The 22,378-nt window shown below is 42.1% G+C and carries 22 protein-coding genes; 15 read left to right on the top strand and 7 right to left on the bottom strand.

The genetic code is table 11. The features are described from left to right. Window positions 1–9: 9 nt before the first annotated feature. The 5 genes from H8S90_RS01180 to istA form a co-directional block, all read right to left on the bottom strand. On the bottom strand, window positions 10–432 hold the full coding sequence (locus tag H8S90_RS01180) for a DoxX family protein (RefSeq protein ID WP_187340832.1): 423 nt from the start codon (window positions 430–432) through the stop codon (window positions 10–12). A 269-nt stretch (window positions 433–701) separates the two neighbouring features. Continuing rightward, the gene (locus tag H8S90_RS01175) at window positions 702–1,526 is read right to left on the bottom strand and encodes an AraC family transcriptional regulator (protein ID WP_187340831.1); all 825 of its coding nucleotides are present in this window, start codon (window positions 1,524–1,526) and stop codon (window positions 702–704) included. Between the two features lie 104 nt (window positions 1,527–1,630). After that, the gene (locus H8S90_RS26375; RefSeq protein WP_370525678.1) at window positions 1,631–1,840 is read right to left on the bottom strand and encodes an ATP-binding protein; all 210 of its coding nucleotides are present in this window, start codon (window positions 1,838–1,840) and stop codon (window positions 1,631–1,633) included. Further along, window positions 1,740–2,363: an ATP-binding protein gene (locus H8S90_RS01170; RefSeq protein WP_222852211.1), complete on the bottom strand. Its 624-nt coding sequence runs from the start codon at window positions 2,361–2,363 to the stop codon at window positions 1,740–1,742. Before H8S90_RS01170 ends, H8S90_RS26375 begins: the two co-directional genes overlap by 101 nt. Window positions 2,364–2,385: 22 nt before the next feature. Then, window positions 2,386–3,927, bottom strand: a complete 1,542-nt coding sequence (istA, locus tag H8S90_RS01165) for an IS21 family transposase (RefSeq protein WP_222852210.1) — start codon at window positions 3,925–3,927, stop codon at window positions 2,386–2,388. A gap of 142 nt (window positions 3,928–4,069) precedes the next feature. Between istA and H8S90_RS01160 the strand changes: the two genes are divergently transcribed. Together H8S90_RS01160 and H8S90_RS01155 are read left to right on the top strand one after the other, a co-directional pair. After that, complete coding sequence (locus H8S90_RS01160) at window positions 4,070–5,686, top strand: ISL3 family transposase (RefSeq protein ID WP_187340830.1); 1,617 nt, start codon at window positions 4,070–4,072, stop codon at window positions 5,684–5,686. A 172-nt stretch (window positions 5,687–5,858) separates the two neighbouring features. Then, window positions 5,859–7,475, top strand: a complete 1,617-nt coding sequence (locus H8S90_RS01155; protein ID WP_187340830.1) for an ISL3 family transposase — start codon at window positions 5,859–5,861, stop codon at window positions 7,473–7,475. A 1,089-nt stretch (window positions 7,476–8,564) separates the two neighbouring features. On the opposite strand, the gene H8S90_RS01150 is transcribed toward H8S90_RS01155, so the two are convergent. Beyond that, entirely contained in the window at window positions 8,565–12,122 is a 3,558-nt protein-coding gene (locus H8S90_RS01150) for an AAA domain-containing protein (RefSeq protein WP_187340829.1), read from the bottom strand. 429 nt (window positions 12,123–12,551) lie between these two features. Between H8S90_RS01150 and H8S90_RS26105 the strand changes: the two genes are divergently transcribed. The 13 genes from H8S90_RS26105 (at window position 12,552) to H8S90_RS01090 (ending at window position 21,865) form a co-directional block, all read left to right on the top strand. Next, window positions 12,552–12,680, top strand: coding sequence for a hypothetical protein (locus tag H8S90_RS26105; protein ID WP_255501757.1), 129 nt, complete (start codon window positions 12,552–12,554; stop codon window positions 12,678–12,680). Between the two features lie 51 nt (window positions 12,681–12,731). Then, window positions 12,732–13,871, top strand: coding sequence for a hypothetical protein (locus tag H8S90_RS01145; protein WP_187340828.1), 1,140 nt, complete (start codon window positions 12,732–12,734; stop codon window positions 13,869–13,871). A gap of 11 nt (window positions 13,872–13,882) precedes the next feature. Then, entirely contained in the window at window positions 13,883–15,076 is a 1,194-nt protein-coding gene (locus H8S90_RS01140) for a sensor histidine kinase (RefSeq protein ID WP_187340827.1), read from the top strand. A gap of 91 nt (window positions 15,077–15,167) precedes the next feature. After that, entirely contained in the window at window positions 15,168–15,467 is a 300-nt protein-coding gene (locus H8S90_RS01135; RefSeq protein WP_187340262.1) for a transposase, read from the top strand. Beyond that, window positions 15,410–16,330 carry an IS3 family transposase gene (locus H8S90_RS01130; protein ID WP_187342862.1) on the top strand — a complete coding sequence of 307 codons (921 nt, stop codon included), beginning with the start codon at window positions 15,410–15,412 and terminating at the stop codon, window positions 16,328–16,330. Before H8S90_RS01135 ends, H8S90_RS01130 begins: the two co-directional genes overlap by 58 nt. Window positions 16,331–16,448: 118 nt before the next feature. Then, window positions 16,449–16,709: a hypothetical protein gene (locus H8S90_RS01125; RefSeq protein ID WP_187340826.1), complete on the top strand. Its 261-nt coding sequence runs from the start codon at window positions 16,449–16,451 to the stop codon at window positions 16,707–16,709. Beyond that, window positions 16,706–17,917 carry a conjugative transposon protein TraJ gene (gene traJ, locus H8S90_RS01120; RefSeq protein ID WP_187340825.1) on the top strand — a complete coding sequence of 404 codons (1,212 nt, stop codon included), beginning with the start codon at window positions 16,706–16,708 and terminating at the stop codon, window positions 17,915–17,917. Before H8S90_RS01125 ends, traJ begins: the two co-directional genes overlap by 4 nt. A 20-nt stretch (window positions 17,918–17,937) precedes the next feature. Further along, entirely contained in the window at window positions 17,938–18,549 is a 612-nt protein-coding gene (traK, locus tag H8S90_RS01115) for a conjugative transposon protein TraK (RefSeq protein ID WP_187340824.1), read from the top strand. After that, window positions 18,546–18,773, top strand: coding sequence for a hypothetical protein (locus tag H8S90_RS01110; RefSeq protein ID WP_187340823.1), 228 nt, complete (start codon window positions 18,546–18,548; stop codon window positions 18,771–18,773). The genes traK and H8S90_RS01110 overlap by 4 nt, the downstream gene beginning before the upstream one ends. A 27-nt stretch (window positions 18,774–18,800) precedes the next feature. Next, window positions 18,801–19,886, top strand: coding sequence for a conjugative transposon protein TraM (gene traM, locus H8S90_RS01105; RefSeq protein ID WP_187340822.1), 1,086 nt, complete (start codon window positions 18,801–18,803; stop codon window positions 19,884–19,886). A gap of 83 nt (window positions 19,887–19,969) precedes the next feature. Beyond that, on the top strand, window positions 19,970–20,953 hold the full coding sequence (locus H8S90_RS01100) for a hypothetical protein (protein ID WP_187340821.1): 984 nt from the start codon (window positions 19,970–19,972) through the stop codon (window positions 20,951–20,953). A gap of 144 nt (window positions 20,954–21,097) precedes the next feature. Beyond that, window positions 21,098–21,274 (top strand): histone H1, encoded by a 177-nt coding sequence (locus H8S90_RS01095; protein WP_187340820.1) that lies wholly within the window; start codon window positions 21,098–21,100, stop codon window positions 21,272–21,274. 138 nt (window positions 21,275–21,412) lie between these two features. Further along, window positions 21,413–21,865: a hypothetical protein gene (locus tag H8S90_RS01090; RefSeq protein ID WP_187340819.1), complete on the top strand. Its 453-nt coding sequence runs from the start codon at window positions 21,413–21,415 to the stop codon at window positions 21,863–21,865. 79 nt (window positions 21,866–21,944) lie between these two features. Here the strand turns inward: H8S90_RS01090 and H8S90_RS01085 are convergent, their stop codons facing one another. After that, window positions 21,945–22,181: a hypothetical protein gene (locus H8S90_RS01085; protein ID WP_187340818.1), complete on the bottom strand. Its 237-nt coding sequence runs from the start codon at window positions 22,179–22,181 to the stop codon at window positions 21,945–21,947. Between the last annotated feature and the right edge of the window lie 197 nt (window positions 22,182–22,378).

Here is a 22,378-nt window from a genome sequence, read left to right as displayed (position 1 = left end):
AATTCTCTACTAGTGTGTAAACCGATAGTCTACCGACCATTTACCCCCGCCCTTGATCAGTAGGAATATACCGCCGAGTAACATCGCCCAGTCTGTTCTGCTGCCATGCAGCATCTCCCAGAAGCCATTATCTGCCAGTACGGCTGCTTTGGTGGTGGCTATAGCAACCAGCATAATCGTAATGAGCGGAATAGCTGCTAGACGGGTGGTCATTCCGAGGAGCACCAGGATACCACAGGCTATTTCAAAGGTTCCCACAAAAGGACCAAAAAATTCCGGATCAGGAATTCCTATTTTGACAAATCTTCCCGATCCCAGTTTATCGGCAAACAGAAACTTCTGTATTCCTTCAGAAAGGAAAACTGCACCAACCATCAGGCGGATAATAATGGTTGTTTTTGCAGCATCGGTCTGTATTATTCTTCGAAACATATTTATTTCTTTAAAGGTGATTATCGTTCATTGAACGGCTTGCTTATTATAGTTTTCTAATAAAGAGGCTACCTTTTACAACAATGCCTTTTTCCAGACCTTTTTTCTTCAGTTTCCGCTTGTTTCTTTTTGGCACAATCGTAGAATGTAATTGGCGCAGTCAACACGAAGGAAAACTATTGGTCATACATCTATTCTTTATAGCTGATATGACACAAATTTCATATAATAAAAGGGTAACTTACGGTATACCTGAAAAAAGTATGGTACTAGTTAAGTGTTGAGCGAAATTTCTGAGGGGTGGAGCCTGTAATCCGTTTGAAATATTTAACAAAGTGGGAGACATCTGTAAAATTGAGCTGCAACGAAATTTCGGTAATGGTCTTATTTGTATAATGAAGTAAACGTTTTGCTTCACTCACTACAAACTCATTCAAGATGTCAGTTGCCGGTTGATCAACGGCTTTCCGACAGGCAGCATTCAAATTCTGGGGAGATGTTTTCAATAATTCGGCATAATGCTGCACGGTGTTTTTAACGACCGGATTGGTGCTCAATAGATAAACAAAGGATTGATATAAATTGGAGTCGATACCGGCTTTACCCGTGATGGGATCTGCAACTTCGAGGATCATAGCCAGCAGCGCTTTCAGTAAACCTTCGATCACTTGGAAGATATATTTGCCTTCCCGTTCACTTGCCGCAGTCAGCTGTTGAAAAAGAGTTTGGATGGGAGCATCATTTACGATCGTTACGCTACTTAACATACTGAATTTAGTAATCAGAAATTTCAATTCAGCATCTAGGCACCTTTCAGCAAATTCCTTTTTTATGATAATGACATAGCCATCCGGTTCGCTCTCCAGCTCCCAGTAGTGCACTTGTTCTCTACGGATAAAATACACAATCGGTGGCTTTACTTCAAACCTTCGGGAATCAATATAATGAGAACCGCTGCCCTGTGACAGGAAGAGAATTTCGAAATAATTATTGTGTTTATGCGGTGTAGTCTTTCTGATCTCCTTCTTAAACGGCGCAATCTTTATGGGCTTCTTATTTTCGCTTTTGTCTTTTATCTGAAATCTGTCTTCCATTATCTATTGAATATTCCGGGAAAAGTACACCATCTGTTCCGGATGAAAGTACACCAGTGCAAGGGGTCAATAGTCTGCGCAGCAGTGCCACTGGATTTTCAAAGTTAATGATTTTTTTTCTTCCTCATAGACTTGCCCTGTAAGGGCAAGCGGTGTGCCGAAGCTGTCAATCTGTCCATTATCGCATCGGCCAGTGTAGGCTCATCGATAAAGTTATACCATGCCTCCACGGGCAGTTGGGAAGTGATAAATGACAGAACTGTTGCCGTATCTATCTTCCAGTATATCCAATAAGGCCAATCTGGTATCGGCATCTATTGATTTCAGTCCGAAGTCATCGAGTATCAACAATTTCTGGTTGGATAAGGTTTTTATCCACTTCAGGTAGGTCCCGTCAAGCCTTGTCTGGGTGACCGTATCCATGAAACGGTTCATACTGAAATACATTGTCCGATACCCCAGCAGACACGCTGATCGCCCCAGTGCACATGCAAGAAAGCTTTTACCGGATCCGGTAGCTCCCGTTATCAGCACATTATCGCCTCTTTGGATAAAAGCTCCATCCGAGAGCCGGAGCACCTGTTCACGGGTGATCCCTCTTTCCGGGTTACAGATAATCTCTTCGGGCAGTGCATTATAGCGCAGACGGCTTGCTTTCAGGTATTTCTGTGTTCTTGCATGGTCACGGTATTCTACTTCGGCCTGTACCATGGAGGCCAATAGTTCATGCACATCCTGCACTTCGTGCACGGGCAGTGCGCTTACCGCCTCGTAACGTCTGGCCATCCCGGCCAAACGGAGCCCTCTGAGCTGTTCGATAGTCTGATCTGTATTCATTTGCTATTTTTATGTTATTGTTTTATTTATATTCTTCCGCGCCCCGGATATTATCATGTAGGGGTATGGTGTATTGTTTGGGAGCGTCTTTTTTTTCAAGCAGGTCCATATTGTTGTCCAATATGTTCTTTATGGCCATATAATTGAACCGCTGCCCTTTGAGCGCTCTTGCGCAGGCAGACTCTATACGCTCCGGATAGATAGCGGCCAGACGCATCAGTCCCTGACAGGCCTGATAGGACTGGTCTATAATGAGCTTGCTGTCCATAACCTTTTGGAAGTACTCGCGGGTAGCAGGGCCATATTTTTCCGCTTTTGCCAGGTAATAATCGGGGTCCCACGCCAGACGTTCGTGCATGTGCCGGTGGTTTTCCGGCATATGGTCTTTATCGGTCGTATAGCCATGTTTTTTATAGCTGCGCCCGTGCAGGGCAATACGCTGACCCGTATGATATATTTCCACCGTATCGGTGCAGTAGATGATACGCACCTCCTTTCCGATATAGCGTGCCGGTACGCTGTAGAAGTGCCAGTCTTCGCCCACCACCACGTGGTAATTGCGCTGCACCTTGCCTTTTGTATAATGTTTGGCAACAAAAGGTACCCCAGCTAAGGGCTGAAGGGCGTGTTTTTCCTGATCCATAAAAAGTTCCCTGCGGCTGAATGTCCGGCGCTGGAAGTTTTTGTCGTGGTGTTCCGCTAACTTTTGCTTTATGGCACGGTTCAGGTGCGATAGGGAGGTGAAGGTCTCGTTGCGCAGGGGTGCATAGATGCGCTGATAGGTGATCTTTACGGTGTTCTCCACCGATGGCTTATCCTTAGGTTTTGCCGGACGTGAGGCCAGCAGGGCTATGTTGTTGTGGTTTGCCCACTGTTGGAGCATATCGGTGAACTTCGGCTCGTAACGGTTGGTGCGCGATACCCACTGTTTCATATTATCCGATTTGGCCGATAGCGGGGCTCCCCCGAAATAGTCCAGGCAATTGTTAAGGGCACGCAGTACCTGGGGCAATGTGGCATTGGGAAGTGCCTCTACATAACCATAGCCACTGAAGGGCAGTACGGCCACGAATACGGGGCACGCTAATAGCTCACCGCTTCCGGTATCCACATAGTGCAGCATATCACCGGCAAAGTCTACCTGCAGCATTTTGCCCGGTTCATGCTCAAAGTGCATGGTGGCACCCTGCGAACGGATATGTTCCTGCAGCAGTTCGCAGAACCTCGAATACTGGAAACCATCGGGATAATCCCGGATATATTCATGCCATAACAGCTGGCGTGTAACGCCCACTTTGCGCAGTTCCGAAAGCATATACGGGAACAGCGAGTCCAGCTCGGACCGCCTGGGATCTGTTTGCTCACGGGGTGCTTTATCTGTATTCAGGTAAACTTCAAGCTCACTGTCTTCAAAAAGTAGCAGTTCGGAAAAGCTCAGCCCGCTGTCTTTAAAACGGCCCAGATAACCGGCAACCGTACGTCTGTTGACACCGACTTCCCTTTCTATGGACCGTTGGGAATAACCGCGGTCCAGGAACAACAATATCTGTCTTATCTTGTGCATGCTGAGAGGTTTGTTTGCCATATCGTAAGGTAATCTTGTCGATCCCTAACTTATGCAATCCTATTAAAACTCCCAGTGGTGCACTTTGGCGCGGAATTATTGGTGTACTTTGTGGTTCTTCCCCACTTTTGGTGGTAAAGCTATGAGATCAAGCGTTGGATTCGTTATATTACCAATGAATGCCACCAAAATAATCTTCAATTCCGGTGACAGGTTCCGGGTCATTTCTGTAGATGACCAGATCGATAGGCTTAATATTTATGTGCAGAGCACCCAAAAAGGAAGTGCCTGTCCAAATTGCTGTTTAGTATCTTCAAGGATACACAGCTATTACACCAGAAAGTTTAATGATCTACCTTCGTTCGGAAAATCCTCGAGAATATTACTCAGGGCCCGTAAGTTTTATTGCCTCACCGATGAATGTCCATTAAAGGTATTTACCGAAAGGTTCGATAACCATTTCCGGTCATATCAGCGGAAAACGGAGAGATTACAGGACAGACTACTGAACATAGCAATTGAAGCCGGTGGAAAATCCGGCGAAAGAATATGTGGTGAATTTTCTATACCGGTAAGTGATACAACCTTATTACGTATAATAGACCGGACAGAACTTCCCAAAAGCAATGAAGTGGTAGCTTTAGGCGTAGATGACTGGGCTATCCGAAAACGGGAGCGTTACGGCAGTATACTCGTAGATTTAGCAGCAAACAGACCGATTGGCCTGCTCGGCGACAGGGAAGAGAAGACCCTTTCCGGTTGGCTGAAAGAGCGGCATAAGATACAGGTCATTTCAAGGGACAGGTATGGCAATTATCAACGTGGTTCAACGAAAGGTGCACCGCAGGCCATCCAGGTAACGGATCGCTGGCACCTGTTGAAAAACCTTGGAGAGGCGGTCCGGAAAATCCTGGACAGGGAACACGCAGCCATGAAAAGAGTAAGGGACAGCCAAAGTGAAATAAGTCATGCATCTCCACGCATATTGAAAAGTATGGCTTCGCCACGTCAGCAGGAAAAGTTCCGGGAGGTGAAGCGATTGTTACAACAGGACATTCCGATCAGGGAAATAGCCAGAAGGTTTAAGATGAGCCGTATAACGGTCAGAAAATATAAACACTGCGAGGAACTTCCGCGAAAAACGTACATCTCACCGACAGGGCTGGAGGAACACCTTGGTTATATAAAGAAAAGGAAAGCAGAAAATCCGGCAATCCAGCTAAGACAATTACATACTGAACTTAAAGGCCGCGGATATCAGGGTGCATACTCTACCTTATCCGACGGGCTGGCCAGGCATAGTCTGGCAATGGGTAAGAAAAAGGGAATAAAAACTGTGTTGCCCTCGGATCTCAGTCTCTGGAGACCATCGAGAAGTGCTATGCTCTTTTTCAATGATCCCAAAAAACTTTCTGGGGATGAATCGAATATATTGAATCAGCTCTGTACGGCCTCAGCTGTATTGAAGCAATCGCTATTTTTTATAAGACAATTCCGTCAAATGATGTTTAAAGATCAATCTAGCTCGGGCTTACAGGATTGGATACAGAGCGTAAGTGATTCCTCGATCCCGGAATTATGTGGTTTTGCAAAAGGGCTCCGACAAGATTTCGCGGCAATCAAAAATGCATTCGATCTACCATGGAGCAACGGCCCGGTTGAAGGAAACGTGAATAAGTTAAAGACCCTGAAAAGACAGATGTATGGACGTTGCTCACTTCGCTTACTGGAGAAAAGGCTGATACTAGCTCCTTCGTAACCACCAAAAGTGGGGAAGAACCACTTTGTGTCGGATTGGCAGTCCCTGTAACACTCAGGGAAAAATCAACCTAAACCTAAACAGCTAGTCAACCTTGCTTATAAACTGGTGTACTTTGCCCCGGAATCACTGGTGCATATTGGGGTTCTTCCCCACTTTTGGTGGTAAAGCTATGAGATCAAGCGTTGGATTCGTTATATTACCAATGAATGCCACCAAAATAATCTTCAATTCCGGTGACAGGTTCCGGGTCATTTCTGTAGATGACCAGATCGATAGGCTTAATATTTATGTGCAGAGCACCCAAAAAGGAAGTGCCTGTCCAAATTGCTGTTTAGTATCTTCAAGGATACACAGCTATTACACCAGAAAGTTTAATGATCTACCTTCGTTCGGAAAATCCTCGAGAATATTACTCAGGGCCCGTAAGTTTTATTGCCTCACCGATGAATGTCCATTAAAGGTATTTACCGAAAGGTTCGATAACCATTTCCGGTCATATCAGCGGAAAACGGAGAGATTACAGGACAGACTACTGAACATAGCAATTGAAGCCGGTGGAAAATCCGGCGAAAGAATATGTGGTGAATTTTCTATACCGGTAAGTGATACAACCTTATTACGTATAATAGACCGGACAGAACTTCCCAAAAGCAATGAAGTGGTAGCTTTAGGCGTAGATGACTGGGCTATCCGAAAACGGGAGCGTTACGGCAGTATACTCGTAGATTTAGCAGCAAACAGACCGATTGGCCTGCTCGGCGACAGGGAAGAGAAGACCCTTTCCGGTTGGCTGAAAGAGCGGCATAAGATACAGGTCATTTCAAGGGACAGGTATGGCAATTATCAACGTGGTTCAACGAAAGGTGCACCGCAGGCCATCCAGGTAACGGATCGCTGGCACCTGTTGAAAAACCTTGGAGAGGCGGTCCGGAAAATCCTGGACAGGGAACACGCAGCCATGAAAAGAGTAAGGGACAGCCAAAGTGAAATAAGTCATGCATCTCCACGCATATTGAAAAGTATGGCTTCGCCACGTCAGCAGGAAAAGTTCCGGGAGGTGAAGCGATTGTTACAACAGGACATTCCGATCAGGGAAATAGCCAGAAGGTTTAAGATGAGCCGTATAACGGTCAGAAAATATAAACACTGCGAGGAACTTCCGCGAAAAACGTACATCTCACCGACAGGGCTGGAGGAACACCTTGGTTATATAAAGAAAAGGAAAGCAGAAAATCCGGCAATCCAGCTAAGACAATTACATACTGAACTTAAAGGCCGCGGATATCAGGGTGCATACTCTACCTTATCCGACGGGCTGGCCAGGCATAGTCTGGCAATGGGTAAGAAAAAGGGAATAAAAACTGTGTTGCCCTCGGATCTCAGTCTCTGGAGACCATCGAGAAGTGCTATGCTCTTTTTCAATGATCCCAAAAAACTTTCTGGGGATGAATCGAATATATTGAATCAGCTCTGTACGGCCTCAGCTGTATTGAAGCAATCGCTATTTTTTATAAGACAATTCCGTCAAATGATGTTTAAAGATCAATCTAGCTCGGGCTTACAGGATTGGATACAGAGCGTAAGTGATTCCTCGATCCCGGAATTATGTGGTTTTGCAAAAGGGCTCCGACAAGATTTCGCGGCAATCAAAAATGCATTCGATCTACCATGGAGCAACGGCCCGGTTGAAGGAAACGTGAATAAGTTAAAGACCCTGAAAAGACAGATGTATGGACGTTGCTCACTTCGCTTACTGGAGAAAAGGCTGATACTAGCTCCTTCGTAACCACCAAAAGTGGGGAAGAACCATATTGGTGCGGAAAAGTGGTGTACTTTGGTGCGGAATATCCAATCTATAGAGATTTAAATCATAAAGATCTTTTTAGTATGTAAACTTTAAGTAACAGTATATTGATCTCACGAAACTTTAGAATTTTAGCTACAACTTATTCGAATACGAAATCTTACCTGAAACTCCCTATCGAATAACTGTAAAGTTAATTGGTTTAACATCGTTGATCATTACTGGCCAGCCTATAAAAATACCAATTTACAATAAATTGCTTTGATTTTTCGTTTTTGGCTGATTTTTTCGTATTGAATAAACTATAGTCTGACGAATTGATTATTGGGGTTACTTGAAAGTGTTTTAATGTATGAACCGGATTAGTGGATTGAGTCATACGTTATCAGTGGAAGTTTCTTGTTTACATTGATTTTTCCAAGTAATAATTTTCGATTTTATCTCCCAGACAAGTGGATCTTTTTCATTAAGGGAATACAACCGTTCACAAAGAGCTCAGTGCCAGTTTTCCATCGCGGCAATAGTGGTCGGTCCGAATCGGTAAACCGCATCCGATTTTCCGTAGTAACAACAATATATATCCATATACGGAAAAACGACAGGCCTTATAATATTCAATGTGAAACCGAGATTAAAGAAGGAGCACTTATCCAATAAGAGGTTAGAGTAGGTTATTTTCATTGTTTGGAAATTCCCTATGTCGGAGACTAAAATATTAATTTTAAAATTAGAAAGCAACATAGTTTCATCACTTTTAGCTTCGTAATGTTTATTAACATTCAAATTTTTTAAGGAGAATCTTGCAATCATTTCGGAATCATTTAATGATTATAAGATACGAAAAAATACAACTAAAAAACCTTAAGTCAAGGCAAATAATTGTGGATTAGCTTCTTGAAGGTGATCAGAAACGGTTGCCAATGTTGGTCTAAATTGACCTTACAGTTCACAAACCTTACGCATTATAGAGAAGAATCATTGTCACTTTGTCTAAAAGAAGAGTTGAGTGTAAGCAGAAGTGATGGAAAACAATACGGTCAATCAGCGTCTTCTGCTTAGTCTTACATTTCATCACCCTTTTTCTTCAATCGCCTTAAGTTCTTCCAATAACTGCTTGATCTGTATAAGGGCTTCCTCTTCTCTTATAATCTGTGAGACCTCATGTCGGTAATACTGATTCGTTCTGTCGCGTACTGCCGAAAGCCAGTTAAAGGAACCTTCTATTAATTCATAGTCATCAATAGCCAACGCTTTATTATGGATTCCATTTAGAATTTTCAACGTTACGCCGACATCTTCCAGGGCCTGTCTTCCTTTTCGCGCATTTTCCTTTAATTGTCCATTTGGTTGGTCTAAAAATTTATCAGTGTAAACTAATATTTCTATGCTTTCAGCTAGTTTGGTAATCTTATCGATTATGTCGTCTGCCTCTATTGCTAGCTGTGATATATATGGCGATACAATTACTATTCTTCTTTGAGCCTGTTCAAATGCTCTCTTTAAACATGCTCGATGTTTCTCAATCGTATTTACCCGATATTCAGATTGAATAGTGACATCATCATACAGGAATGAAGAAGACAGTTCGTTTTTAGCGCTTGAAAAAAGGTAATGAGCTAAGGCACCTGATGGCTTCATTGTATTCGTGGGATTGAATAACCGCATATTCCCCATCACAATGAAATGCTGTTTGGCTCTTGTTAAGGCAACATTTAACATGTTTGGGCCATTGTCAAAAAAAAGATTTCCATTATGGTTCTTACCGTAGGTAGACGAGAATATAATAATGGTCTTTTCTGCTCCCTGTAAGGCATGGACCGTACCAACGGTTATTTTAACGCTTACATTATACTTTTTTAATGCCTTTTTTATTTCCGTTTTCTGTGCTGAAAATGGGGTGACTATAGCCAGGCAATCTTCTATATTTTTATGCTCATCGCTCGGCTTTTCTTTATTAATTGAGGTCGTAATGATATCGCCATATCGCGCTATCCATTTGGCGATGGCCTCTGCCTCCTGTTTATTTTGAAGGCTTCCTGAAAAATGGTTGGTGGAATCTCCGGCTATATGGATATAAGCTAGCGGGGGTATAAAAATTGAAGACTCCTCACTCTCATAGCTAACTCCTTTTGAGCTACCCACCATGGGGCGAAGTGTGTTGTTATAGACAAAATCATTGCTAAATGCAATGAGCTCATTCACACACCTCCTATGTTCCGTTAATAGCGTGCCGTTAAAACCGTCAACCTGTGAATAATCAGAAGCATGCTGAGCCAAAAACATCAAATTTCCGGAAGAACACAGAACACCTTTTTCTTTTAAATGGTCGAAGGAATATTGCAATAATAGATTGGCTTCCTTGAGATTTCCTTTGTCAATATTATCATTCCGAACATTCCAAACGGGTTCTATCTGATAGACATCGCCAACAACAATTGCTTTCTTTGCCAAACTGAATGCCGGAACACCAACTTCAGGAGACACCTGCCCCGCCTCATCCACAATAAGTATATCAAATAACTCATAAAGAGGTTTAGATACCCATTGTTCATTTATTCTCATTGAGTAAGAAGCGAAATTAGGGAGTGAATGAAAGGTAGAAATAAATAGTGGCGTCAGATAACTCATTCTTGAAAAAAGATTCTCCCTGGCAGGTTTTCCGTTATTAGCCTTAAGTTTGGGACCTTTTTGTTCCATTATCCACTTGCCTTCCCAATAGTGTACTGCGCAGACAAATGAATCATATCGAAGGGAGACATCGAGAATGCAATTAAATTGTTCTATTGCGTCAAGATCGTTAAATTCTTTTTGTATGATACATCTTCTTTTTTCATCGAGCTGTTGGAGATAATTTTGCCACAGAGTTTCGAGTCTTCCACTGTATTCATCGGATTGACACTTGAGCTTATATAAATAGTTATAAATCTCCTGTCGTTTCGTGATTTCTTGCTTTGCTTTAGCTATTTCCTCTTCAATACGTTGGTATAGTGTAATAAACGTATCTTCTGTTTCTTCTATGGTCTTAATATTTTTGAGCTCCTCAAAAGGAGCGTCTATTAGAAAAAAGGAAAGTTTACGATGGAGTTTCTTTTTAAAATAAGGAATAAAACTGAATAGATGGACCAGTCTGATTGATTTTAAAAATATTCCTAATTCGGTTTTAAACTTCTTCAATGTTCCCTTTCTGTTTTCCAGCTCATTTAGCTTTCTCTTTATCAGGGCAGTCTCTTCAGTGAAATCTGCTAATGAACTGAGTTTGCAGTACTGCTTCTCCGCGTCATGTATTTCTTTTATTAAGGATAAGAAATGATCGATATAGTCACTATTGTCGACGATGTTCTTTTTTAGGTAATCTGTTATTGCTTTAAGGTCATGACGGTTATCAATATCGGCGAATTTCCTAAAACAGCTTATGTAGTACTTTTCGATATGGTGAATATCCGGCTCCAGATGATGATCAAAATAGTGTCCGGCTAAATCGAATTTTTGTTTAAACAAAAGCTGATATCCCTTTTTTAAAGCATCATTCTGTTTATTCTGATCCGTTGAAATCATATAGGTTCCCAAAGAGCTTAGCTCTGGAATCCATCGCGGAAGATTACCGTCCATGTTTCCGAAACTATCAAGAATATTGGTGATAGCCTGGTTATTTGTTGAAGAGGCCACCAGCCTAGGCGGTCTTGCACCATTAAGAACAGATTTTACGAGTTCATTCGCGAGGATACTTTGCAATAGTGTAGTCTTACCTGTTCCGGGTGGGCCGTTTACCGCCAGTATGTTGCCATTTGTTTGCTGTTCGTATACCAGCAGTGACTTTCGTTGGGAATTGCTCAGCGGAAATTGATCGTTGAACTGTCCGTAGTGGCCCGATTCTGCAAAAAGCAGGTTGACATCAGGGATTTTTTTTATTGACCTGGGGGAAAAATCTGTTATCTGCGTTAGTAGTAAAGGAAAAGTTTCTCTTTTCTGAAGGTCGGCATAGGTGTTCAGTATAATTTGCGCGGAAATTACTTTATCCGATTTGATCATGCAGACTTCATGTTTCGCGTTAAATTCATCGAACAGTACTTTATAGTCCTTATAACCTGTTATCTTTTCAAAGAACTTAGCGGCGCTTTCCCAATAGTTATCAAAGGATTTATAATCAAAGCGATGGTTCTCTAGGGCACTGTCATACCTCTCCATTGTGCTGAGAATTGGCCAGTTAACCGATGCTATTGAAATAGGTTCTAAAAAACTTCGGCATATCCAAGGCTTACGCAGGGATTCGTCGACGATAATTGTCCCTTGGCTGGTTAACTTAGCCTCTATCCAGAAAGGGAAATTCTTTTTTATTTCACCTTTGTTCTTTCCATGCGCTACTTTAGTTGATATATAAAACGGAGAGATTAATATGTTGATGGTGGGTTGATATTGGTTCCGGTCTTTTTTCTGTTTTGTTTCATCCCTTTCATCGGTCGCATGGTTTCTGGCATAAAAAGATTTTAGATTTTCAGCTGAAAGGGCAGATTTTGAATCAAGGAAATGACCTTGTTTTTTACAGGTATCTGGCGATATATCAGAAAGCTCACCATCTGCCAGGCTATTTCTGTAATATTTTATCCAATTACTAACAAGTGTATTATTCATTATAAGTTATAACCGGTATTTTAGATTTTATATAACAAGTTTATCACAGCTTTAAATTTAAATAAAACTTTAAGAATGCAAAAAGAATTCCGGTATACCCATAACAGATACAGAAATGTGCATGTAAATTCATTTTAACTAGACTTTCAGTCAATAATTTGAGATCGGAAATACTCCTCACATTTTTTACTCCACCTTTTGGTTACTTCGAAAATCCATACGTCCGCTGTAATGTCGCTATAAAATTTTCACATGCAGAAAAGCGACATTCACATAAAGAATCCTGCCATTCAAACCAAGTTAGTTGAACAGACCTCTCTAATGCTCGAAATTCACTGTCGGATATCCAGAAAACCCGTGGCCATCGGTAGGGCGTAACCGAAAACCCTTGATCAGAGTAGGCAATGGTTTAACTAAAGAGACACAAAGATGAAACTTAAAAGAGGAAAATCCAGGATAGGCAAATTGTTCAACCGGCCAATTACATTGCTCGCATTGGAAGCTGTAATGTTGGTAGCAGAAACAGAAGATAAATGTATCCCTTATGAGGGGCTTTAAAATGATATTACCGCCCGACGGTTTTCCGCCGTCGGGCTAAATCTTTAAAAAATGGAGAATATCATTATAACTATAAAAAATCATTCTCTTGGCTTTGCTGTCAGCCATAAAAGGATTTCTTTAGAACCTACAAACCCCTTCTGGTACAAATTTCAGGTGGTAAGTGCAAGCTTCCGTAATTTTCTTCCATCGATGGAATACAATGAGCATGAGTCAAATTTCTTTAAATTATTAACCAACCAGCAACAGAGCTATTTTGAACAGTCACTTCCGGACGTGCCAAAAAACCTTAAAGTCCGCTTTCATGGTTATACTTTGCAGGACATAAAAGCCAGACCCGGAGTAATTACTACCTTTCATAGCGGATCTTTCCGGATGGTCGGGCATTATCTGGCAAAAAACGATATTCCGTTTGTACTGGTGGTTTCACAAGACGGGATGCAAAAGGAAACAGAGCTGGTTGATTCTAAATATGACAACAAAAAAATAGAACACCTTGGTTTTAATCTGATCAATGCCAATGATAAAAACAGCCTGTTGAGAATAAATAGAGAACTAAGGGACGGTAAAAATATTTTGGTTTATGTAGACGGAAATACCGGAACAGGAAATGACCTTACAGGCCGTAACCTGTTATCCATCCCTTTCCTTAACCAACATATCAAAGTAAGAACAGGAGCTGCTTTTATTTCTTACTTGAGCAAAACCCCGATTTATCCTGTAATTTCTACACGGCAATGGAAACTTGTCCCCTATCTCGATTTTTTTCCTCCGATAATACCTGATAAGGAGAGCAACAGGCAAATATTTATAGTCCAGGCCGTTTCGCGAATTTATAAACATCTTGAGAACGCGGTCTTCAAAAAGCCGTGGCAGTGGGAAACATGGTTACACTTGCATGAGCATGCAGATATTGTCAATCCGATACCGGAACAGCTATCTGAACCACTTATCTCGGAAGGGAAAAAGAAAAGGTTGGTCAAATTCAATAAAGAGGATTATAGTTTTTTCAGTATAAAAGGCAGATATTTTCTTTTCCGCAAAAGTGATTACCAATGTTTCGGTATCGAACGGTGGTTATATCAACGTCTTGAACAGATTTATAGAAGAGAGTATCCTTTCACGGTACCTTTATTGCAGCGGAATCATATGAGCGATCTCATAACCAACGGAATTGTTCTGGAAATCTAAAAGAAGAGAGTATGCAATCATTAGATGCGATCGCTGCACAGGGAAATAACGTCCTTTGCACACTTTTTTACGGAAAATGGCCTAATTTTTTTATCTTGTGGAATGATGAACCCAAAAAACCGGAAGATATGGCCACTTTTTTCCGTAAACATCCACTGTTGTTCAATTTTATCTGTTGGATAATTTATGCTCAATTTGTGTATATCTACAATCTGCCAAAAATCAGTTATGTGGACTACAGTCATATACTTTTTCTCTGCTTATTGTATTCGATTATCTTTTACAGTAATTTCTTTCTACTTAAATTTATCGAGAACCGGAAAATAAATATCGGGATAGCGATATTGTTGGTCATCTCGACTTTCTTTATGCTGGCCGCACTGGGCTACGTGTGCATCTATGGAATACTGCCGCTATTCGGGGCAAAATTATATTATGAAGATGTGCCGTTCAAACTGAGCCTCTATCTGCGCAATATACTTTCCCCTTATATAAAATACGCCAGTTACGCCACTATTGTGTATTTTATACTGAAATGGTTTGCCAATCTGGCCTATAAGCGCCGGATGGAAAAGGCCCATTACGAAATGGAGCGGGAGAAGTTCGAATATGAACAGGCCTTTTTAAGAGCACAGGTCAATCCGCATTTCTTACATAATTCCCTTAATTTTATCTATACCGAGGCGCTTGCTTTGTCTAAGTCGCTGGCAGAAAGCATTTACCTGCTTTCCATGATGATGCGGTATTCCCTAGATAATGCGGTGAAAGGCAAACAGCTGGTGCCTGTGCATAAGGAGCTGGAATATCTGGAGATATACCTCGAAATCAACCGGCGACGTTTCGGCAAAGGAAAAAATATTATGTTCGAATTCGAGGGGGACCGCTACCTGCATTCCATTCCACCTTTATCCTTTATTACCCTTGTGGAGAATGCCTTCAAATATGGAGACCTATCAGATCCGCTATATCCCTTGCAAATCAAAATCGTAGTCAACCGGGATAAGATTTACTTCTATAGTTCTAATAAAAAAAGGGTCAGCAAAGCCTTAGACACTCCGGGCAGCCACACTGGCCTGAAAAATATGGAACGGAGACTGAAAGGCGCTTTTAAGAACAAAGCAAGACTTAGTCGTATGGAAGAGGACGAGATTTATACAGTTGAGCTATTTATTGATTTATCTGCCGATACAAAAGAAATACTATGATAAACTGTTTTGCAATTGATGATGAACCTGCCGCTGGAGTTGCTACCTTTAAAGCGAGACAGATTTAGATAGTAATTTTAAATTTGTAGAAATGCATAGAAAATTTGATGATTCGTTTAAGACCATGGCGGTCGATTTGAGCGTTGTTAAGGGGTCTGTAGCCGATGTAGCTAAGGAATTAGACATAGACCCCAGTTTGCTCAGTAAGTGGCGTAGAAACCCACGTTATAATGGGAATAAAGTTTTACCTGACAATCCTAAAATTAGCCCAGAGGAACAGGAGTTGAGAATTTTGCGTAAAAAATTAAGAGAAACAGAATTAGAGCGTGATATATTAAAAAAGGCCATAGCCATCTTCTCCAGGGGAGACGGTCCATATACCGGTTCATAAAGGCGAACCGAGAGGTATATTCCGTAGAGAAGATGTGCGAAGTATTGAACGTTAGTAGCAGTTGTTTTTATCGTTGGCTGATTTCTCCGGAGTCCCCTAGTGAACAGCGAAGTAAAGCACTTCTGGATAAAATACAGCAGGTACACAGTGACAGTAAGTATATCTATGGTAGTCCAAGGATAACTGCAGAGCTGCATAAAAAAGGTGAAATGGTATCAAGAAGCTATGTTGCAAGGTTGATGAAGAAACATGGGATACGAAGTAAGGTCAAGAAAAAATATAGGGTGACCACAGATTCGAGCCATAGCTATGGGATAGCTGAAAATCTCCTCCAAAGAGATTTTTCAGCGGATGCCCTGTCACAGAAATGGGTTGGCGACATTACCTATATCCATACTGACAAAGGGTGGCTTTATCTAACAACAGTCATTGATCTGGCGGACAGAAAAGTCATCGGATGGTCTTTGAGTACTGATATGACCGCTAAAAACACTTCTGTAGAAGCCATCAGGATGGCTATTAAAAACCGGCGTGTCAAAGATGGACTGATCTTCCATTCGGATAGAGGGATCCAATATGCCTGCGATGAATTCAGGGAGGTAATTGTAGAAAACAGGATACTTCAAAGCATGAGCAGAAAAGCGAATTGCTGGGACAATTCAGTTGCTGAGAGCTTTTTCAAGACATTAAAGGCTGAAATGGTCTATCATAGAAAATTCATGGATCAGCAGTCAGCTAAATTGGAGATCTTTGGATACATTGAAGGATTTTATAACACCAAAAGAACACATTCTGCTCTGGGTTATAAGACACCCAGACAGATCGAAGAAATGCTATTGGAAAAAGAAAAAATGGCAGCATAAAAAAGTCTCCTATTTTTAGTTGCAATTCCACCTACAGGGTAGGATCAATTCGGAATATCGATCCGCACTATCGCATTTCAGAAGTTCAGCAATATTCAACTCCGGAGAATTGGAATATATGGCTAACGTCTACGGAAGGCTATTGAACCAGAGCAAAGACAATCTGGAGGATCTTCTCTTGGTGATCACTTCCTCTCAATTGAGAATGAGCGATGAAGAGCGTCTGGCACAGATCGACCGTATTTACAACGACATACAGGACAAGTTACTTTTCCTCAGGAAATTCAATGAATCTGGTAATGTATTGCTGATGCAGAGAAAAAGGGAAATAAATGATATCAAAGGTATCAGTCAATTTTTTAACGGTAAAAATCCATGACAAATATTAAACTCGCGGCCGTCCTGTTGGCGGCCAGTGCACTCGCTTTCCCGCTTGCCGGTCGCGCGGATATTGCCCAGACCTTGGGCGGTATGCAACCCGTATTGGAGGCCGTGCGGGATGACATGCAGCCGCTAAGCGGAAAACTCATCGACGTTGCCCGTGCCATAGCTGGTTTTGGCGCCCTCTGGTATACCGCCAGCCGTGTATGGCGCCAGATTGCAGCCGCCGAATCCATCGATTTTTATCCGCTCCTGCGCCCATTCGGTCTTGGCCTCGCTATTATGTTCTTCCCGGCGGTCATCGATCTGATGAACGGTGTACTGCAACCGACCGTGGTTGCCACTGGTGCAATGGTCAAAGATAGCGATCACGCAATCATGGCGTTGCTGAAACAAAAAGAGGCGGCAGTAAAAAAATCCGATCTATATAATATCTATATCGGAGAAGACGGTAACGGTGATCGTTCCGAATGGTATAAATATAAATATCCCGAAAACGAAAACGGCTCGAGCGAAGGACTTTTTGAAGGACTGGGCCACGATATGCAGTTCTGGATGGAGAAACAATCTTACAATTTCCGAAACTCGGTAAAGCAATGGATGAGCGAGGTTTTGCAGGTTGTTTTCGCGGCTGCTTCCCTGTGCATCAACACAATCCGGACATTTTTTTTGATCGTGCTCTCTATACTCGGGCCCTTTGTGCTAGGTCTGGCGGTCTTTGATGGTTTCCAGCAATCGCTTGTCCAATGGCTTGCACGATATATCAATGTCTTTTTATGGCTTCCCATTAGTAACATATTCGGAAGCATCCTCGGCAAAATTCAGGAGAACATGCTCAAAATAGATATCGGACAGATTGGCCAGTCGGGAGATACCTTTTTCAGTACCTATGATACCGCTTACCTGATATTTATGCTGATCGGAATCGTAGGGTATTTCACCGTTCCCAACGTAGCTGGCTACGTGGTGCAGGCAGGAGGAGCCAATGCCCTATTACAGAAGGTAACCAGTATGGTATCTACTTCGGCCATGGCCGCAGGAGGTTTGGCGACAGGAGGGGCAGCTGGTGTAATGCAGGGAGGTTCCAACATCTTACAGGCCGGAAAACAATATTCCGGCCGGCAGGAAGGCTTAGGCTCACATGGTGCATTAGGTACTACGGGAAAAGGAGGAGCCCACCTCTATGACAAACTTTCCGGTAAATAATTCAAATTAAAGACAAGCCTATGTTTACACAATTCAGAAATATCGACACGGCATTCAGACATATAAAAAGGTTCAGCATTTTCCTGATATTGGCCAATGTACTGACCGTCTGTTTCTGTGCCTACAAAAGCTATCAGATGGTAGAAGCGGCTCAGCAACGGATTTATATTCTATATAACGGGAAGGTGCTGGAAGCCCTTGCGACACATAGGCAAGGTAACCTGCCTGTTGAGCTACGGGATCATATCAAAACGTTCCACTACTACTTTTTTAACCTCATTCCGGACGACAAAGCGATAGAGGCCAGCGTCTCAAAGGCATTTTATCTCGCGGACGAATCTGCCAAGAAGCAGTATGACAACCTGAAGGAATCGGGTTATTATAACAACCTGATCTCGGCCAATATCTCGCAGGAAATTGAGGTGGACAGCACCGTGCTTGATATAGACCAATATCCCTACACATTTATCTGTTATGCTACCCAAAAGCTCACCCGCTCAACCAGCACGGCATTGAAGAGGCTGGTTACTAAAGGGAAAGTGCGCGACTTAAAGCAACAGACAGATAATAACCCACATGGCTTTCTGATACAGCACTGGGAAGTCCTCAAAAATGAAAATCAGTTGCCATGAAACTATATCGGAAACAACAGGATAGAAAGCAGCGGCAACATGAACAGGATGAAACGGCCTACCGGATAGCGATGAAAATCATCACGGGACAGAAACGGGTTGCTTCCTTTTTGAATAAAAAAGCCAGTGGCTTACCCCGATGGGTTTTACTATTCGCTTTTCTCTCGTGCTTTCTCTCTACCAGCGCCTACTGTATTTACCTGTTGGTCCGGGTACTGAACTGAAATTGATCATCAATAAAAAACAATATAATGATGGAACAGGAAAAAAAGAGAGACACCCGTAAAATATGGCTGTTTTTGCCATTGCTCGTAATGCCCTTTTTGGTATTTGCATTTTATACATTGGATGGCGGCATGGGAACGAAGGATGATACCCAATCCGAAAAGAAAGGCATCAGTACGGAATTACCTGATGCTGCATTCAGGCAGAAAAACCAGCCCCGTGATAAGATGGATTTTTACCGGCAGGCGACAAGTGATGAGGAAAAAAAGCAGGAGGGTATTGAAAACGTCATAAATAGGCTAGGTTTCTCGCCGGAAGAAAATCCAAAAGCCGAGGAAATTGATGAAAAGCTAAAAGCAATTCAACAGGAAATCAGCAGGCCACAGGAAAAACAGGAAAAATTTCCTTTTGCAGCTGTAGTTGAAAATCCAATGGCGGAACCCAGCCCCAAATCAGAGATGAACAACGAAGTAGATCGGCTGGAAGCGCTAATGAAAAGCATGCATACGGACAGCACTGATGACAGAGAGGTGGAGCAGCTCAACGGATTGCTCCAGACGATTCTGGATATTCAGCACCCCGAGCGGGTCAAAGAAAAGCTACAAAGCGAAAAAGAGATGATTCCAGAGAAGGATAGCCTTTTCAGGGCGATACCGGCGATCATTACCAATAAACAAAAGGTAGTACAGGGAGCTACATTGAGGCTTCAGTTGCAGGATAGTATGGTCATCAAAGGCCATCATATTCCCAAAGGCTTTTACCTATTCGCTACCTGCCGGATAGCGAATCAACGGATCATGCTGAATATTCGCAATATCCGCTTGGGAACATCAATTATCCCTGTAAACCTGAGCGTTTATGGCCTCGACGGAATGGAGGGCCTCTATGCACCCGAAGCGGTCATCACGGAAGCGGCAAATCTCGGGACGGACAATCTGGTGCGTGGAATTGGTATGTACGGCCTAGATGGCTCCATTGCTACGCAGGTAGCAGGTGCAGGTATGGATGCCGCTAAAAACATAATCAGCAAAAAAGTCCGCAAAATAAAGGTTAAGGTAAAAGCCGGGGAGTCTGTACTCTTAAAGAACAATGATTTAAAAAACACTAGATAGGTTGGAAGAATCCGCTTTCCTAAAAGGAAAAGAATACAACCATTTCATATTTAACAATAAACGTAAACTTAAAATTGAATATTATGAATCTGAACAATTTAGAGGATAGAATCGACGAAGCTAAAAACCTTGGCTTTAGCCCAAAAACCATTGCACAGATTGAAGAAAATATCAAGCTGGGTGTTCCCGAATTTAAAGCATATGACAGTATGCCTGCAACGGCAAAAGGACAGATTGATTTTACGCTGCATTACAAAAAATCCAGCCAATCGGATTTCTATTACTTCAACAAATTTGACGCGGTGCACAACAAAGTAGACCCGTTGGAGATGGGGCAGAAATATATGGTTATCCTAAAAGGCGACGATGGCAAAAACATCGTAAAGAAGCTTGATAACGTTAATGAAGCCATTGAACTGTTCAAAAAGCAAGAAGGAAATGCCGAACTTGCCATTGGAAAAGATGTTGCCCATAAAAGTATGGTTGCCAACATGGAAAATGGAAAGGTGAATTTTGTGGCAAAAACTTTCCAATCTGCCTATTATGCCAGTCCCATACCACAGACATTTTACGTAGAAGAAGGAAAAGGATTCAATAAGGAACAGGCAGGGAATCTGGTGCAGGGACGCGCCGTGTACCGGGATGATCTGCTGAATATACAGGGTATGGTTTATAAAGCATGGGTAATGCTGAATACCGACAAACCCCGTGACAGGTATAATAATCTCACGACAAGGATATTCCACGACCCGAGTTATGGTTTTGATCTTAAAGAATCACTCAAGTCATTTAATATTAAAGATCTTGAAAATCCGGAAAGGGCGGAAAAGATCTTTACAGGAATCATGAACGGAAACAGGGAGCTTGTAAAAGCGGAGAAAGCCAGCGGAGAAACGGTTAACGTTTATGTAGAAGCCTCGGTAAGGTTCCGTAAGGCCAACTTCTTCCTTGAAAATGGCAAGCCTGAAAAACGGGAGGAATTTTTAAAGCCGGGAGTAAAAGCCGAACAACAGGGTAAAGTATCCAGAGAAAATAAGCAGGAAAGAGCGGCAGGTATTGCCCGGTAAAGTGATTTGCCGTATTTTAGGGTTTTGAACAATAGATTTGGTTACCGGCCAAGCCTATTGTTCGGTATTAAACAATTATAATCACAAAGATTTAGGGTTTTTCAAAACGACCTCTATATCTTGATCTTAAAAACAATCTGTATCATGGAAAAATTCGCAGCACTGAAAGAACTTATTGCATCGGCCGAAAAAGATGCACAGGCATTTTATGAAAAAGGAAACAAAGCAGCAGGCACACGCTTACGAGGCGCACTTCAGAACACAAAAACATTAGCGCAAGAAATACGCAACGAAGTTACCGCAAAGAAGAATGCTAAGTAAGTTTCTTGGTTAAGAAGAAAAGCCGCTATGGTATGATAGCGGCTTTTTTGTATGCCAATTTAGCCTGTTTCGAGTAATACTTTCTTAATCTTTTTTTTATTAGTTTATATTTGAGTTTTGTTAGCTAAACTCCTGATTATGAAAGCATGCAAAAATTTTAGATGGATCGTTTTGTTATCGATTTCATTTTTTACGTTTTCCTGTTTATCGCCAAAAGGGAAAACAGACTTAAAAGATCAGCTAATTGGTAAATATGCATCTCAAAGTGAATCCACTTTTGACTATTATAAAGATACAGTGGAAATAAAATCAACGGATGACGGAAAATTTGATGTTCAGGTAGTAGCCCATTGGAGCAATGCAAAAAAGGATGACCCCAAACGTCCTGTAAATAAAGTTGCCGGGATATGGAATAAGGGAAAGCCGGGATCAATATTGGTTGCGGATTTTCAGACCGGTGATACCACGCTGCGTATTGTAGGTCAACTAAGAGGAGGTGTGAAAATTCTCAAATTTAATCTTGATAAAGGGGTAATGGAATGGCCGAAAGATGACGGAGAAACACTGATTTATACAAAAGTCAGCGATTGAGAACATAGTACCATTAACTTTTTTATATAAACTTCTGTAAAATGCAAGAGGATAGCCGCTTCTTCGTGCCTTGAAGCCGCTATCCTCTTATTTTTTGCAACAGGCAGCCTCGTCCCTCATCGGCCAGTTGCCTGCCTTTCAAGTCAAACCCTTCGTTTAATGTTCTTTTAGCCCATAAAACGCTCAATGATTGCGTACCCCCCGGCGATTCGTTAGCAAAAAAATTAAACAATCCCCACCCGAGCAAGCCTGCCCGTTGGTTTGCTCGAAAAAAATCTTCCTCGCTCGTTCCTCGCGAGCGTATTTTTTTCGGCAAAGCCTTGCACGGATGGGGATTCTATTAAGGTGAGGCTGCTTAACAATTGCCGGAGGGCCCCTGCGCCCGATGGACTTAAAAGTTAGGCGCTATGAAAAAAATTAAAGGCAGAAGCCCCCCACTGAGCTAACAGCAGATTGAAGCGGTTTTCCGCTCGCTCTGCCCAAGAAAGGAAATTACATAAACGGAATTATTGA

The sequence above is a fragment of the Olivibacter sp. SDN3 genome (assembly GCF_014334135.1).
Classification (GTDB): domain Bacteria; phylum Bacteroidota; class Bacteroidia; order Sphingobacteriales; family Sphingobacteriaceae; genus Olivibacter.
This window is presented reverse-complemented; position numbering and strand designations above follow the sequence as displayed.

What these genes read in the sequence shown, in the direction of transcription:
- H8S90_RS01180 (WP_187340832.1), bottom strand. Translation starts at nt 432, where the DNA reads ATGTTTCGAAGAATAATACAGACCGATGCTGCAAAAACAACCATTATT.
- H8S90_RS01175 (WP_187340831.1), bottom strand. Translation starts at nt 1,526, where the DNA reads ATGGAAGACAGATTTCAGATAAAAGACAAAAGCGAAAATAAGAAGCCC.
- H8S90_RS26375 (WP_370525678.1), bottom strand. Translation starts at nt 1,840, where the DNA reads ATGCCGATACCAGATTGGCCTTATTGGATATACTGGAAGATAGATACG.
- H8S90_RS01170 (WP_222852211.1), bottom strand. Translation starts at nt 2,363, where the DNA reads ATGAATACAGATCAGACTATCGAACAGCTCAGAGGGCTCCGTTTGGCC.
- istA (WP_222852210.1), bottom strand. Translation starts at nt 3,927, where the DNA reads ATGCACAAGATAAGACAGATATTGTTGTTCCTGGACCGCGGTTATTCC.
- H8S90_RS01160 (WP_187340830.1), top strand. Translation starts at nt 4,070, where the DNA reads ATGAGATCAAGCGTTGGATTCGTTATATTACCAATGAATGCCACCAAA.
- H8S90_RS01155 (WP_187340830.1), top strand. Translation starts at nt 5,859, where the DNA reads ATGAGATCAAGCGTTGGATTCGTTATATTACCAATGAATGCCACCAAA.
- H8S90_RS01150 (WP_187340829.1), bottom strand. Translation starts at nt 12,122, where the DNA reads ATGAATAATACACTTGTTAGTAATTGGATAAAATATTACAGAAATAGC.
- H8S90_RS26105 (WP_255501757.1), top strand. Translation starts at nt 12,552, where the DNA reads ATGAAACTTAAAAGAGGAAAATCCAGGATAGGCAAATTGTTCAACCGG.
- H8S90_RS01145 (WP_187340828.1), top strand. Translation starts at nt 12,732, where the DNA reads ATGGAGAATATCATTATAACTATAAAAAATCATTCTCTTGGCTTTGCT.
- H8S90_RS01140 (WP_187340827.1), top strand. Translation starts at nt 13,883, where the DNA reads ATGCAATCATTAGATGCGATCGCTGCACAGGGAAATAACGTCCTTTGC.
- H8S90_RS01135 (WP_187340262.1), top strand. Translation starts at nt 15,168, where the DNA reads ATGCATAGAAAATTTGATGATTCGTTTAAGACCATGGCGGTCGATTTG.
- H8S90_RS01125 (WP_187340826.1), top strand. Translation starts at nt 16,449, where the DNA reads ATGGCTAACGTCTACGGAAGGCTATTGAACCAGAGCAAAGACAATCTG.
- traJ (WP_187340825.1), top strand. Translation starts at nt 16,706, where the DNA reads ATGACAAATATTAAACTCGCGGCCGTCCTGTTGGCGGCCAGTGCACTC.
- traK (WP_187340824.1), top strand. Translation starts at nt 17,938, where the DNA reads ATGTTTACACAATTCAGAAATATCGACACGGCATTCAGACATATAAAA.
- H8S90_RS01110 (WP_187340823.1), top strand. Translation starts at nt 18,546, where the DNA reads ATGAAACTATATCGGAAACAACAGGATAGAAAGCAGCGGCAACATGAA.
- traM (WP_187340822.1), top strand. Translation starts at nt 18,801, where the DNA reads ATGATGGAACAGGAAAAAAAGAGAGACACCCGTAAAATATGGCTGTTT.
- H8S90_RS01100 (WP_187340821.1), top strand. Translation starts at nt 19,970, where the DNA reads ATGAATCTGAACAATTTAGAGGATAGAATCGACGAAGCTAAAAACCTT.
- H8S90_RS01095 (WP_187340820.1), top strand. Translation starts at nt 21,098, where the DNA reads ATGGAAAAATTCGCAGCACTGAAAGAACTTATTGCATCGGCCGAAAAA.
- H8S90_RS01090 (WP_187340819.1), top strand. Translation starts at nt 21,413, where the DNA reads ATGAAAGCATGCAAAAATTTTAGATGGATCGTTTTGTTATCGATTTCA.